At 54.7% G+C, this 13,272-nt stretch carries 13 protein-coding genes; 5 read left to right on the plus strand and 8 right to left on the minus strand.

All coding sequences use genetic code 11. The features are described 5' to 3' along the window. Window positions 1–108 precede the first annotated feature (108 nt). The 5 genes from puuE to puuD all read right to left on the minus strand — a co-directional run bounded on the left by puuE (window position 109) and on the right by puuD (window position 5,694). Window positions 109–1,374, minus strand: a complete 1,266-nt coding sequence (puuE, locus tag ACOXYR_RS12855) for a 4-aminobutyrate transaminase (protein ID WP_421355939.1) — start codon at window positions 1,372–1,374, stop codon at window positions 109–111. A gap of 37 nt (window positions 1,375–1,411) precedes the next feature. Continuing rightward, on the minus strand, window positions 1,412–2,692 hold the full coding sequence (gene puuB, locus ACOXYR_RS12860; protein WP_421355938.1) for a gamma-glutamylputrescine oxidase: 1,281 nt from the start codon (window positions 2,690–2,692) through the stop codon (window positions 1,412–1,414). 2 nt (window positions 2,693–2,694) lie between these two features. Continuing rightward, window positions 2,695–4,182 carry an aldehyde dehydrogenase PuuC gene (puuC, locus tag ACOXYR_RS12865; RefSeq protein WP_421355937.1) on the minus strand — a complete coding sequence of 496 codons (1,488 nt, stop codon included), beginning with the start codon at window positions 4,180–4,182 and terminating at the stop codon, window positions 2,695–2,697. 164 nt (window positions 4,183–4,346) lie between these two features. After that, entirely contained in the window at window positions 4,347–4,904 is a 558-nt protein-coding gene (gene puuR, locus ACOXYR_RS12870; RefSeq protein WP_015964977.1) for an HTH-type transcriptional regulator PuuR, read from the minus strand. 25 nt (window positions 4,905–4,929) lie between these two features. Beyond that, window positions 4,930–5,694 (minus strand): gamma-glutamyl-gamma-aminobutyrate hydrolase, encoded by a 765-nt coding sequence (puuD, locus tag ACOXYR_RS12875; RefSeq protein ID WP_350436532.1) that lies wholly within the window; start codon window positions 5,692–5,694, stop codon window positions 4,930–4,932. A 212-nt stretch (window positions 5,695–5,906) separates the two neighbouring features. On the opposite strand from puuD, the gene puuA reads away from it, so the two are divergent. The 3 genes from puuA (at window position 5,907) to puuP (ending at window position 9,015) form a co-directional block, all read left to right on the plus strand. Further along, on the plus strand, window positions 5,907–7,325 hold the full coding sequence (gene puuA / locus ACOXYR_RS12880; protein ID WP_421355936.1) for a glutamate-putrescine ligase: 1,419 nt from the start codon (window positions 5,907–5,909) through the stop codon (window positions 7,323–7,325). A gap of 150 nt (window positions 7,326–7,475) precedes the next feature. Next, a complete protein-coding gene (locus tag ACOXYR_RS12885) occupies window positions 7,476–7,640 on the plus strand; it encodes a YmjE family protein (RefSeq protein WP_146745483.1) in 165 nt (54 codons plus the stop codon). Next, complete coding sequence (gene puuP / locus ACOXYR_RS12890) at window positions 7,630–9,015, plus strand: putrescine/proton symporter PuuP (protein ID WP_108474483.1); 1,386 nt, start codon at window positions 7,630–7,632, stop codon at window positions 9,013–9,015. The genes ACOXYR_RS12885 and puuP overlap by 11 nt, the downstream gene beginning before the upstream one ends. A 181-nt stretch (window positions 9,016–9,196) precedes the next feature. Here puuP and ACOXYR_RS12895 read toward each other — a convergent pair whose 3' ends face one another. Together ACOXYR_RS12895 and ACOXYR_RS12900 are read right to left on the minus strand one after the other, a co-directional pair. Then, window positions 9,197–9,835, minus strand: a complete 639-nt coding sequence (locus tag ACOXYR_RS12895; protein WP_407732483.1) for an ECs1377 family protein — start codon at window positions 9,833–9,835, stop codon at window positions 9,197–9,199. A 77-nt stretch (window positions 9,836–9,912) separates the two neighbouring features. Then, complete coding sequence (locus tag ACOXYR_RS12900; protein WP_350437352.1) at window positions 9,913–10,653, minus strand: pirin family protein; 741 nt, start codon at window positions 10,651–10,653, stop codon at window positions 9,913–9,915. 91 nt (window positions 10,654–10,744) lie between these two features. Between ACOXYR_RS12900 and ACOXYR_RS12905 the strand changes: the two genes are divergently transcribed. Together ACOXYR_RS12905 and ACOXYR_RS12910 are read left to right on the plus strand one after the other, a co-directional pair. Then, window positions 10,745–11,638, plus strand: a complete 894-nt coding sequence (locus ACOXYR_RS12905) for a LysR family transcriptional regulator (RefSeq protein ID WP_350437353.1) — start codon at window positions 10,745–10,747, stop codon at window positions 11,636–11,638. 46 nt (window positions 11,639–11,684) lie between these two features. Beyond that, a complete protein-coding gene (locus ACOXYR_RS12910; RefSeq protein ID WP_108474487.1) occupies window positions 11,685–11,930 on the plus strand; it encodes a YmjA family protein in 246 nt (81 codons plus the stop codon). 61 nt (window positions 11,931–11,991) lie between these two features. On the opposite strand, the gene brnQ is transcribed toward ACOXYR_RS12910, so the two are convergent. Then, entirely contained in the window at window positions 11,992–13,155 is a 1,164-nt protein-coding gene (gene brnQ / locus ACOXYR_RS12915; RefSeq protein ID WP_421355935.1) for a branched-chain amino acid transport system II carrier protein, read from the minus strand. Window positions 13,156–13,272: the final 117 nt, after the last annotated feature.

Raw genomic sequence — 13,272 nt, forward strand, 5'->3', positions numbered from 1 at the left:
GCAGCATAAGAGAAAGGACGAAGAACGTTATTCTAAAAAAGCGTTAATTAATAATATTAATCCAGTCTTAATAGCAGGCTGCACAATTGCAGCCCGCTATTATGGTAATTAATCCCTCAGCGCATCCTGCAAAATTTTCATGGCCGCATCAAACTGCGCATCCGGGATAGTCAGCGGATACAGGAAACGAATCACGTTGCCGTACGCGCCGCAGGTCAGCAGTAGCAGCCCTTGAGCCAGCGCGCGTTGCTGAATTTTCTGCGCAATGGCGGCTGACGGCTCGCCCGTTTGCGGGTCGTTGAACTCAGCCGCGATCATCGAGCCAAGCCCGCGTACCGCAGCAATTGCCGGAACGCTTTCTTTGGCCTCAATCAGCGTTTCTATCAGCCGCTGACCGAGTTGATTCGCGCGCTCGCAAAGGGATTCTTTGTCGATAATGTTGAGTACTGCGTGCGCGGCGGCCACCGCCAGCGGGTTCCCGGCGTAGGTACCACCAAGCCCGCCCGGCGCGGGCGCGTCCATAATGTTTGCGTTACCCACCACACCCGAAAGCGGCATCCCGCCCGCGAGGCTTTTTGCCATGGTCATTAAATCCGGCTTATCGGCGTAGTGATCCATAGCAAACAGTTTACCCGTACGCGCAAAACCGCTTTGCACTTCATCGGCAATCATCACAATACCGTGCTCGTCGCACAGGCGACGAATCGCAGCAACCAACTCTTTTGGCGCCACATTGAAACCGCCCTCACCCTGCACCGGTTCGAAAATAATGGCGGCAACCTGTTTCGCTTCGATATCAGACTTAAACAGGCGTTCGATGGCGTCGAGGGAATCTTGCGTCGAAATGCCATGCAGTTCTGATGGATACGGCACGTGATACACCGAACCGGGGAACGGGCCGAAGCCAATTTTATACGGCGCAACTTTTCCGGTCAGTGCCATGGTCATATACGTGCGACCGTGGAAGCCACCGCTAAACGCAATCACGCCTGGGCGCCCGGTATGGGCGCGGGCAATTTTCACCGCGTTCTCAACCGCTTCCGCACCGGTGGTGAAGAACGCGGTTTTGGCCTGACCGCTCACCGGCGCAAGGGCGTTAATTTTCTCCGCCAGGGTGACGTAGCTTTCGTATGGCACAATCTGGTACGCGGTGTGGGTAAACTGTTGCAGTTGCTGTTCCACTGCCGCCACCAGTTCAGGGTGGCGATGTCCGGTGTTCAGCACCGCGATGCCTGCGGCGAAATCAATGTATTCATTGCCTTCAACATCCTTCAGCGTGGCGTTTTCAGCCGACTGGGCGAAGAAGTTACACATTACGCCTACCCCACGCGGGGTGGCAGAAAGACGACGCTGATGGAATTCATTGTTGCTCATGTTTCACACCTTATGACTCTTCACGGTTAGTCGGAAATTAAACGCCCAGACGATCGCGCAGGCTGTAATAAGCCGCGCCCATCGCGGTAAACGGCACGCGCAGCGTGCGCCCGCCGGGGAACGGATAATGCGGCAGATTGGCGAAGGCGTCGAAACGCTCGGCATCACCGCGCAGCAGTTCAGCAATCAAACGCCCGGCAAGATGGGTACAGGTCACGCCGTGGCCGCTGTAGCCCTGCATGTAATAGATGTTGGTATCAAGACGACCAAACTGCGGCATGCGTGACAGGGTCAGCAGGAAATTGCCCGTCCAACGGTAATCAATTTTCACGCCCTTCAGCTGCGGGAAGGTTTTCAGCAGTTTCGGCACCACAAGACGCTCAACGTCATCCGGGTCACGCGCACCGTAGACCACACCGCCGCCGTACAGCAGGCGGTTATCGGCGGTAAGACGGTAGTAATCAAGCAGATAGTTACAGTCTTCGACACAGTAGTTTTTCGGGATCAGCGAACGGGCTAATTCATCGGAAAGCCGCTCGGTGGTGATGACCTGCGTGCCGCACGGCATACTGCGCTTCGCCAGTTCCGGCTCCACTTTATCGCCCAGATACGCATTCCCGGCGACAATCACATATTTCGCCGTCACCTGGCCTTTGACAGTGCGCACAACGGCGGGCGTGGTGTGCTGGATCTGCGTCACCGCTGAAAGCTCATACACACGCCCGCCGTTCAGACGAATAGCGTCGGCTTCGCCAATGGCGAGGTTCAGCGGATGAATATGCCCGCCGCTGTGATCCAGCAGCGCACCGGTGTAGCGATCGCTGGCCACTTCGCGGCGAATGGCGTTGGCGTCCAGCAGTTCCAGTTGTTTATTACCGTAGCGTTCCCAGTTCTCTTTCTGCTCTTCGAGCGTGGCGAGCTGTTTATCATTCATCGCCACGAACAGGCCGCCGGGGCGATAGTCGCAGTCAATTTGATAGCGTTTGATGCGTTCGCGGATGATCTCTCCGCCTTCGAACATCATGCTGCCGAGCATACGGGCGGTGTCCATGCCGTAGTTTTTTTCGATGACGTCGATGTCGCGGCTGTAGGAGTTTACAAGCTGGCCGCCGTTGCGCCCGCTGGCACCAAAGCCAATGCGTGAGGCTTCGAGTACCACCACGTCAAAGCCCGCTTCGGCCAGATGCAGCGCAGAGGAAAGCCCGGTGTAGCCGCCGCCAACCACGCAAACATCACAGGTGATGGACTCATTCAGCGTGTCGAAAGGCGCATATTTATTCGCACTGGCGGCGTAATAACTGCTGGTATGTTCGGTCATTTTCAGGCCTCCAGGCTTATCCAGATGGTTTTCAGTTCGGTGAATTTTTCAAGGGCGTGCAGGGATTTGTCGCGACCGTTGCCGCTTTGCTTATAGCCGCCAAACGGTACGGTCATATCGCCATCGTTATAGTTGTTAACGAAGACGGAACCCGCTTTCAAACGGCGGCTCATGCGGTGCGCGCGGGAGAGATCGCGTGTCCATACCGCCGCACCGAGGCCGTACTGGCTGTCGTTGGCAAGCTGCAGCGCCTGGTCTTCTGATGTGAAACGCGTCACCACCAGCACCGGGCCGAAAATCTCTTCGCGACTTAAGGCTGCATTCGGATCCACTTCCACGAAAATGGTCGGGCCGATGGCCGCAGCCAGTTCAGCGTTACGACCATCCAGCAGCAGTTGCCCTTTGCCTTCGCCTTCACGAATAAAGGTGTGGACCGAGTCAGCGTGAGCGCTGTCGATTAAGGTGCCCATGGTGGTTGCGGGATCAAGCGGATGCCCCGGTTGCCAGTTTTGCGCCTGCTGTTTGAGCAGGGCTAAAAATTCATCGGCAATGCTCTCCTCCAGTAACAAACGCGTTCCGGCGATGCACACCTGGCCCTGGTTGTAGAAGATGCCTGCGGCGGTGGCACTTGCCGCCTGCTGCAAATCCGGGCAGTCGGCGAAAACGATGTTGGCGCTTTTGCCCCCCGCTTCCAGCCAGACGCGTTTCATATTGCTGTCGCCTGCGTCTTTCAGCAGTTGTTTACCGGTACGCGTCGAGCCGGTAAAGGCGATGGCATCGATATCGTTATGACGCGAAAGCGCCTGCCCGGCTTCATGACCAAAACCGGTCACCACGTTCAGCACGCCATCCGGCAGCCCCGCTTCTTTCGCCAGTCCGGCGAGACGAATCGCGCTGAGCGGTGATTTTTCAGACGGTTTCAGGACAACGCTGTTCCCCGCCGCCAGCGCCGGGCCAAGCTTCCAGCAGGTCAGCAACAGCGGGAAGTTCCACGGGACGATGGCCGCAATCACGCCGACCGGTTCGCGCACGATCATCGCCAGCTCATGGCTACTGGTGGTGGCGACTTCACCGTACACTTTGTCGATGGCTTCGGCGTACCAACGAATGGCGCGCGCCGCGCCGGGAATATCATCACGCAGGCTATGACGAATCGGTTTACCGGTGTCGAGGGTTTCCAGCAGCGCCAGTTCTTCCGCGTGGGCTTCCATTAAATCGGCGAGTTTATTCAGCACCGCTTTACGTTTTGCCGGGGCGGCCTGCGACCAGTCGCCGCGCTCAAATACGCCGCGCGCTGCACTCACTGCGCGGTCAATATCGGCGCTTTTGCCGCGCGCGATATTCGCCAGCGGTGCCTGGGTGACCGGATCAACGGTTTCAAAGGTTTCATTTTCCGCCGCGGCGGAATATTCACCGTTAATAAATAAGCGGGTTTCAATGGCGAGACTTAACGCTTTATCCTGCCAGTAAGCCAGATGATGAAAATTCATTATGACTCCTGTTTCACGTCTATCAGATATATGCAGTTTGTGAACGTCAGGGCGCAGAGATCCCCGGGCGCTGAGCCCGTTTATTTCCGGCGACATTCTTTATGGATTGCCTTTATAGCTAGCCGGGTGGCGCTTCGCTTACCCGGCTAACAAAAACAAAAAGATTAAAACGTGGTGGGGGTATGGGCGCTAATAATTCGGCAAATACCTGCCGACGTATTACTGAAACTGTGCGGGATGCCGGTATTAATGGCATAACTTTGCCCCGCGACGAGGTGATAATCCTGACCATTAATGGTCAGTACAATTTCACCTTCCAGTACAGTGCCTATTTCCTCACCCTGATGCTTAATTCTCTCCCCGGTCGTCGTACCCGGCTGATAAGTTTCAAATATCATCGCCAGCGTGCGATTCGGGTTCCCGTTATGAACCAGCTTCATCGACACACCCTGACTCCCCATTTCAATTAAGTCGTCCTGATTAATGACGACCTGCGGTTCATCAGGTTTTTCCGGCTCGGAAAAGAATTCCGAGAGTGACAGACCATACACCTTCAGCAGCTTTTGCAGCGTACTGATGGCTGGGCTGACTTTATCCTGCTCTATCGTACTGATAGCGCTGTGAGTCAGCCCGGAGAGTTCGGCGGCACGACGTTGTGAAAGTCCTTGTTGCTGGCGGATTTCCGACAAGCGTTTACCCGGTGCCAGTCCGTCATCACTCATATTTGCATTTCCTTAACTGTAGGGGTCAGAGTCGCTGTTTTTCAGCGATATGGTTCTGACAAGCGGTAATAAAGCCCTCAAACAATATACGCGAAAGCGCATACTCGCTACTGTTCCATTCCGGGTGCCACTGCACGCCCAGCGCGAAGGGGTGATGATTGACGCTCACCGCCTCCACCAGCCCATCCGGCGAACGGGCCTCGACGCGCAATCGCGGGCTCACAACCTTCGCCCCCTGCCCGTGCAGAGAGTTTACCCAAAAGTTGCTACAGTCAGGTAACAGCGCGGAAAGTAATCCGCCCTCTTCAACCTGCACTTCGTGCGATGGCGCATACTGCTGTTCTACCGGCAGTTCAGGATCTTCACGATGTTCCAGCAGTTCTGGCTGCTCGCACAGTTTGCGATGCAGCTTCCCGCCGGTGGCCACCACCAGCTCCTGTAACCCGCGGCAAATGGCGAAAATGGGGATGCGCCTTTCGAGTGCAGCGTTAATCAACGCCATGCTCAGAAGATCACGCCCGGGATCGGCGTCAGGCTCATCGCCGTTTTCACCATAAAGGTGCGGCTGCACATTGCTGGGGCTTCCAGGCAGATAAATGCCATCGAGTTTCGGCAGGAGTTCTGCGAGCAACGCTGGCTCCGCCAGCGCGTGTGGCAGCGCAATCGGCAAACCGCCCGCGTGAATAATGGCATTCAGGTACTTTTCTTGCAGGGTCTGGGTCTCGTGACCCTTAAGCCTGTTCCTGCACATCACGATACCGATAACCGGCTTGTACATTATATTTTCCATGATCGATCTCACAAAGTGGACTAAATTATCGCCATTACTGCGGTTAAAATGACCTTTCTGTTCAATATTTTTTCAATCTAGCAGTGGATTTTCGGTTTTGCAAACTTAATTTAACATTTGACAAACATTTAGTTTGCATACAAATTCGAAGAGTGGTCATTATATTTTACGTTTTCATAGCGAGCGGAAAACAAAACCAAAGGCGAAGAATCATGGAAACCAATATCGTTGAAGTTGAGAACTTTGTTCAGCAGTCAGAAGAGAGGCGGGGTAGCGCCTTTACGCAGGAAGTGAAACGCTACCTGGAGCGCTACCCGAATACGCAATATGTTGATGTACTGCTTACCGATCTGAATGGTTGCTTCCGCGGAAAACGCGTCCCGGTAGCCAGCCTGAAGAAGCTTGAGAAAGGATGTTATTTCCCGGCCTCCGTCTTCGCGATGGACATTCTGGGTAACGTCGTAGAAGAAGCGGGCCTGGGTCAGGATATGGGCGAACCGGATCGTACCTGCGTGCCGGTACTGGGTTCCTTAACCCCTTCCGCCGCCGACCCGGAATATATCGGTCAGATGCTCCTGACCATGGTCGATGAAGATGGCGCTCCCTTTGACGTTGAGCCGCGGAACGTACTCAACCGCCTGTGGCAGCAGCTACGCCAGCGCGGACTGTTCCCGGTCGTAGCGGTAGAGCTGGAGTTCTATTTACTGGATCGCAAACGCGACGCCGAAGGGTATCTGCAACCGCCCTGCGCGCCCGGCACCGATGACCGCAACACCCAAAGCCAGGTTTACTCGGTTGATAACCTCAACCACTTCGCCGATGTGCTCAATGATATTGATGAACTGGCGCAGTTACAGCTCATCCCGGCTGATGGCGCGGTCGCCGAAGCCTCACCGGGCCAGTTCGAAATCAACCTGTATCACACCGATAACGTGCTGGATGCCTGCGATGATGCATTAGCCCTTAAACGCCTGGTGCGTCTGATGGCGGAAAAGCATAAGATGCACGCCACTTTTATGGCGAAGCCGTATGAAGAGCACGCGGGCAGCGGGATGCATATTCATATCAGCATGCAAAATAACCGTGGTGAGAACGTTCTTGCTGACGCTGACGGCGAAGATTCGCTGCTGCTGAAAAAGATGCTCGCCGGGATGATTGACCTGATGCCATCGTCGATGGCGTTGCTGGCGCCGAACGTGAACTCGTATCGCCGCTTCCAGCCGGGGATGTATGTGCCAACGCAGGCGTCGTGGGGCCATAACAACCGCACCGTCGCCCTGCGTATTCCGTGCGGCGATCGTCATAACCACCGCGTGGAATACCGCGTGGCAGGGGCGGATGCCAACCCCTATCTGGTGATGGCGGCAATTTTCGCCGGTATTCTGCACGGTCTCGATAACGAACTGCCGTTGCTGGAAGAAGTAGAAGGCAACGGGCTGGAGCAGGAGGGCTTACCCTTCCCGATTCGTCAGAGCGATGCGCTGTGGGAGTTTATGCAAAATGACGATCTGCGCCACTATCTGGGCGAGCGTTTCTGCCATGTTTATCACGCCTGTAAGAATGATGAGCTGTTGCAGTTTGAGCGCCTCATTACTGAAACCGAAATTGAGTGGATGTTGAAAAACGCGTAGTGGCCCCTTGCGGGGTATGTATCACCGGCCTGAGCGGAGCCTGGCCTGACATTTGCTGGTAATCCAGACATTTCCCGTATGTCGCGTTATGGAACGCAGGCGGCAACGGGCTTCCGTTAACGATACAGACTGTGACGAGGAAATGAGATGATGCCGATGATGAAATACCCGCATGGCGAGGGAGGCTGCGTTTGCGCCCTCTCCACGACCGAAAGTACCCCGCCCCCCTTGCTTCCCCTGCTAAACAGGTTTGATTTCAGGTCGACGCGACCGCAAACCCGATTACGCAGCGGAGGCACGCATCATGGCCTTTAATTCCTCACTGGATATCGCCGCCCAACCCGGCAAAACTAAACTGCGTAAGTCGCTGAAGCTGTGGCAGGTGGTGATGATGGGGCTTGCCTATCTCACGCCGATGACCGTCTTCGATACCTTTGGCATCGTGTCCGGCATCAGCGACGGCCACGTTCCGGCGTCCTATCTGCTGGCGCTGGCCGGCGTGCTGTTTACCGCTGTCAGTTACGGCAAACTGGTTCGCCAGTTCCCGGAGGCGGGCTCGGCCTATACCTACGCGCAAAAGTCGATTAACCCGCATGTCGGCTTTATGGTCGGCTGGTCATCGCTGCTGGATTATCTCTTTTTGCCGATGATCAATGTGCTGTTGGCGAAGATCTATCTCTCTGCCCTCTTCCCGGATGTGCCGCCGTGGGTGTGGGTGGTGACGTTTGTCGCCATTTTAACCGCCGCGAACCTGAAGAGCGTTAACCTGGTGGCTAACTTCAATACCCTGTTTGTGCTGGTGCAAATCTCCATCATGGTGGTGTTTATCATTCTGGTGGTTCAGGGGCTGCATAAAGGTGAAGGTGTTGGCACCGTCTGGTCGCTACAGCCGTTTATCAGTGAGAACGCGCATCTGATCCCGATCATTACCGGGGCGACGATCGTCTGCTTCTCGTTCCTCGGTTTTGATGCGGTGACCACGCTTTCCGAAGAGACGCCGGATGCCGCGCGGGTTATTCCGAAAGCGATTTTTCTGACGGCGGTGTACGGCGGCATTATCTTTATCGCGGCGTCGTTCTTTATGCAGCTGTTCTTCCCGGATATCAGCCGCTTTAAAGACCCGGATGCCGCTCTGCCAGAGATTGCGCTGTACGTCGGCGGCAAGCTGTTCCAGTCGATTTTCCTTTGCACCACGTTTGTGAACACGCTGGCATCCGGCCTCGCGTCACACGCCAGCGTGTCGCGTCTGCTGTATGTGATGGGGCGCGACAATGTGTTCCCGGAACGCGTGTTTGGCTATGTGCATCCGAAATGGCGCACGCCTGCGTTGAACGTCATTATGGTCGGGATTGTGGCACTGTCGGCGCTGTTCTTCGATTTAGTCACCGCCACGGCGCTGATTAACTTCGGCGCGCTGGTGGCGTTTACCTTCGTGAATTTGTCGGTGTTCAACCACTTCTGGCGGCGCAAAGGAATGAATAAAAGCTGGAAAGAGCATTTCCACTATTTACTGATGCCGCTGGTTGGCGCGCTGACGGTGGGCGTGCTGTGGGTTAACCTGGAGTCAACGTCACTGACGCTGGGCCTGGTGTGGGCGGCGCTGGGTGGGGCGTATCTGTGGTATCTGGTGCGACGTTATCGCAAAGTACCGCTGTATGAGGGTGACAGAACGCCAGTGAGTGAGACGTAATTGTTGGATGGCATCGGGCAACAACGCTGACAACGTGCCCGTTGTTCATGCCGGATGCGGCGTAAACGCCTTATCCGGCCTACAAAATAGCGCAAATTCAATATATTGCAGAAACCTTGTAGGCCTGATAAGCGCAGCGCATCAGGCAATGTTGCGTTTGCCATCAGACTCAAGCGGCGCACTACGCGCCGCTTTTAACCTGCTGGTAATACGGTACCCGCCGGGTGGTGCCGGTCAGGTTATCAAAGACCTCCACCTCTGCGGTGCTGATCTGCATCCCCGTTTTACGCAACCGCTGCACATCTGCGGCTATTCGTTGAATGCCAAACCAAAAAAGCCCATCAAGCGCCGTTACCTGTAAGTCATTTTCCAGCGCCAGCTTCAAACGCTCGCGCGGCTGTTTAATCTGTTTGGCAATCTCCTGATACGGCGAGGCGGTTGAAAGCGGGCCATCCATTCGCCGGATGCGCGTGGACAAGCGGTATTGATAGTCGTCGGGAATGGCGTCCAGGCTGGCTTTCAGGCTGTAAACACAACCAAAACGTTTGCCGTTAAAGAGGACATTTTTCTGACTGAGCTGAAGTTCATCGCGCACGGCGGCGATAAGCTGTGGCGCACGAATTAACAGCAGACGAAAAGGCAATTCGAAGCTGGTGACGTAGTCAACGTTCAGCAGCGCAATACGCAACCGCTCCTGCGCACCCGCGCCGGACTGACGGCACTCTTCAATCACCTCTCGCCACTGCTGGGCCAGACGCGGCGACTCGCCCACTTCGGTGAAGCTGTATTTTTCAATCTGATAATCGATTCTTCCGGCCACGGTGCATTCCTTCCTTTGCTATCAGCAGCTTACTTTAGCAAGTGTCCGGAAAAATCGACAGGGTCATGCGTTAAAAATCAGGCGTGAGACTCAGGCATTTCGATAATAATGAAATGACTCTGTTCTTTAGCGGTGCTGAATTTCAGCGTTGCCGGCCCGGTAATTTCCAGCGTATCTTTTTTACCTAACGTAGCGATGCCTTTCACATTCACTTCACCTTCGAAGTTATTGATATACGCCTGACGACCGGCCTGCAATTGATATTCCACTTCCGCAGTCGGATTGGTCAGTTCGCTCACAAACATGTTCACATCCTGGTTGAGCATCAGCGGCGCATCGTCATTATTCAGGCTACCGACAATATGCAGGAGCTTGTTTTCGCGCTCTTCCGCCTGATATTTACGCTGGTTGTAACGCACCTCCAGCCCCTGTTTCGGCGGCAGGATCCAGATTTGCAGGAAGCGGCACCACTCATCATGTTTGTTAAGCTCTGAGTGCCAGACGCCGTTCCCGGCGGTAATCGCCTGCACATGCCCACGTCCCAACGTCTCTTCTGTTTGTGTTGCGCTATCCCAGTGGGTGAGGTGCCCATCAATCACATAGCTGACAATTTCCATGTTTTGATGGGGATGGCGGCCAAAACCGTTGTGCGGTTTCACGTTGTCATCATTCACCACACGCAATACGCCATAATTCATGTTGTCAGGATCGTAATAATTGGCGAACGAAAAATGGAAGTAGGTATCGGCCGGGTGATAATCACTTGCGGGCAGATAATGCAGGGATTCGCCTTTTTTTACGCGGTATTGGGTTGTCATTGTTTCTCTCCGGTGTTCATATAATGCGGACAGAGTAATGACCTTTCTCCCCAGGATAAATGGGGCCACACACAATTCACCGTTACGAAAAATGAAAGAATACGATCTGATCGCCCTGCGCAGTTTTGTCGCCGTGATCGAAACGGGGAGTTTTTATAACGCCGCCGTACAACTAGAAACCAGCAGTGCCTCCATCAGCCGCCGCGTCTCCTCGCTGGAACAGAGCCTGGGCGTGCGTCTGCTCAACCGCACGACGCGACACCTGGAGCTCACCACCGCCGGTGAGCAGTTTTACAAGGATGTGAAAGGGATCCTTGAATCACTGGAACAGGCGGAAGAGCGGCTGAACTGCTTTCAGGAGACGCTGAGCGGCGTAATTCGTCTGTCGGCGCCGTTAACCTTCGGGGTGAAAAAGCTGGCACCTCTGCTGCCCGTATTTATGGCGAAATATCCGCACATCACCGTGCAGTTACAGCTGGAAGACCGACTGTCGGATCTGGTGGGAGAGGGACTGGATTTGGCATTACGCATCAGCGCATTAAATGATTCTTCGCTGGTTTGCACGCATCTGGCAGACCTTCCACGGCTGTTTTGCGCCTCGCCGGCGTATCTGGCGCGTAACGGTGTTCCGGCATCACCTGCTGAACTCGCAGGGCACAATTGTCTACGTTATTCGCTGCTCTCCGCGCGCGATGAGTGGGGATTTACCGAAGGCAAAGAGCTGCCTGAGATGAATACCCCGCTTATCACCGATAACGGCGACGTGCTGCGGGAAGCGGCAATCCAGGGGATGGGCATTGCTATGCTGCCGTGGTTTATCGTCGAAGACGCCCTGCATGCGGGCACGCTGGTGCCGGTAATGCAGGATCATGCGCCGTCAGCGCTGCCCCTTTCGCTCATCCGCCCCACTCGCCACTATACGCCCGTGCGCGTCACCACCTTTATGGCGTGGCTGCGCGAAGTGTTGTGTACGTCCATTGAGTGATACTATCCCGCGCAGATACACGCGAAACGTTAACCCGAGGCTTTTTATGAACAACGATATCCCATTGAAGTATTACGATATTGCCGATGAATACGCGACGGAATGCGCAGAGCCGGTCGCCGAGTCTGAACGCACACCGCTGGCGCACTATTTTCAACTGCTGCTGACCCGCCTGATGAATAACGAAGAGATCAGCGAAGAGGCGCAGAAAGAGATGGCCGATGAAGCGGGCATAAAAGCCGCGCGAATTGATGAGATTGCGGAGTTTTTGAATCAATGGGGAAATGAGTAATTCCCTACCCGTGACGATAATGCGGGTACTGCCCGGTACACATACCGGGCAGTGAAGCCCATCAGAGAAAGGCGCTAACCACACCCACGATAAGCGCGGTAAAGAATAATCCCCGGTATAACATCGTTGGAATGGCGAGCCATTTTCTGACAATTCCCAACGCCACCACCACCAGCGCCGCCGGATAAATCGCACTCAGCACCGGAACCGCCAGCATCGTCAGCGAATCCAGCCCCAGTACGGCAATCATCGCAGAAAGCACCAGTGATAACATTACCAGCAGGCCATAAGGGATCCCGGTAACCTGATGAAAATAACGCGCGGTGCCGGTCGTCAAACCAATCGCCGTGACCAGACACGCCAGCGTAATAATTGCCGCCAACAACGCGCGGCCATATACACCAAAGACGGTCTCCACGTAAGCGCTCATAATTTGCATCCCGTTACTGGCGGAATGTTCCAGCGTATGCGCGCCCATAGAAATATAACAGACGTAAATAAGCACCAGCCCGGCGGCGGCAATCAGCGCTGCGCGGCTGGAATACCGCAGAATACCTTTGGCATTGACGATGCCGCGCTGATAAAGCGTGTGCGTGATGATCGCCCCAAAGCATAAGGCGCTAATGACATCCAGTGTCTGATAGCCATTAATAAATCCGGCACCAAACGGATTACTATCAAAGGCATCGACCGCGGAGGTCAGTGCGCCAGTAGGGTAAATCCAGGCCGTGACGACAATGAAAATCAGTGCGCCAATTTTTACCGGAGAGAGGAAGAAACCGACAATTTCCAGCAGTTTACCCGATTTTGCCAGCACCGCGCCTGCCAGGGCGAAGAACGCGAAAGAGAATACCGTTTTTTGCGTCAACGTACTCTGCGCACCGTTGGTAATCGCTTCATAGCTAATGGTGGCCGTACGCGGTGTACCAAATAAAACTCCGAGCGTCAGGAAACAAACACTGATAAAAGCAATACTCACGGCCCGCCCTAATGGGCGCGTCAGTTCGTTAATATCCCCTTTATTGATCGCCAGAGAAATAATGGCCAGCGCAGGAAAAAGCACGGCAGTAATAATAAAACCGGCTCCCGCGGTGACAGAATTGGCGCCCGCCTGCATCCCCACCAGAGGCGGGAAAATAATATTCCCGGCCCCCAAAAATAACGCAAGGGTCATCCCACCTAACGCGAGCGTATCCGCGAAAGAGAGGTGTTTTGTATCCGACATGAAAGAAACTCTTTAAAAGAGAGTGGCGACGTTATGCGCCACCCGATATCAGAACTGGCTCAAACTTCCCCAGACATAGGCAACGTACAAAAGCACAATGATGGCCGTTCCAAAGGC

The organism is Pseudocitrobacter faecalis (assembly GCF_965231525.1).
Lineage (GTDB): Bacteria > Pseudomonadota > Gammaproteobacteria > Enterobacterales > Enterobacteriaceae > Pseudocitrobacter > Pseudocitrobacter faecalis.

Bases quoted from the DNA above. Each gene is read 5' to 3' on its own strand.
- ACOXYR_RS12910 (WP_108474487.1), top strand. From the start codon at position 11,685: ATGAACAACGATATCCCATTGAAGTATTACGATATTGCCGATGAATAC.
- puuP (WP_108474483.1), top strand. From the start codon at position 7,630: ATGGCCTTTAATTCCTCACTGGATATCGCCGCCCAACCCGGCAAAACT.
- puuR (WP_015964977.1), bottom strand. From the start codon at position 4,904: ATGAGTGATGACGGACTGGCACCGGGTAAACGCTTGTCGGAAATCCGC.
- puuA (WP_421355936.1), top strand. From the start codon at position 5,907: ATGGAAACCAATATCGTTGAAGTTGAGAACTTTGTTCAGCAGTCAGAA.
- puuC (WP_421355937.1), bottom strand. From the start codon at position 4,182: ATGAATTTTCATCATCTGGCTTACTGGCAGGATAAAGCGTTAAGTCTC.
- puuE (WP_421355939.1), bottom strand. From the start codon at position 1,374: ATGAGCAACAATGAATTCCATCAGCGTCGTCTTTCTGCCACCCCGCGT.
- puuB (WP_421355938.1), bottom strand. From the start codon at position 2,692: ATGACCGAACATACCAGCAGTTATTACGCCGCCAGTGCGAATAAATAT.
- puuD (WP_350436532.1), bottom strand. From the start codon at position 5,694: ATGGAAAATATAATGTACAAGCCGGTTATCGGTATCGTGATGTGCAGG.
- ACOXYR_RS12905 (WP_350437353.1), top strand. From the start codon at position 10,745: ATGAAAGAATACGATCTGATCGCCCTGCGCAGTTTTGTCGCCGTGATC.
- brnQ (WP_421355935.1), bottom strand. From the start codon at position 13,155: ATGTCGGATACAAAACACCTCTCTTTCGCGGATACGCTCGCGTTAGGT.
- ACOXYR_RS12900 (WP_350437352.1), bottom strand. From the start codon at position 10,653: ATGACAACCCAATACCGCGTAAAAAAAGGCGAATCCCTGCATTATCTG.
- ACOXYR_RS12885 (WP_146745483.1), top strand. From the start codon at position 7,476: ATGCCGATGATGAAATACCCGCATGGCGAGGGAGGCTGCGTTTGCGCC.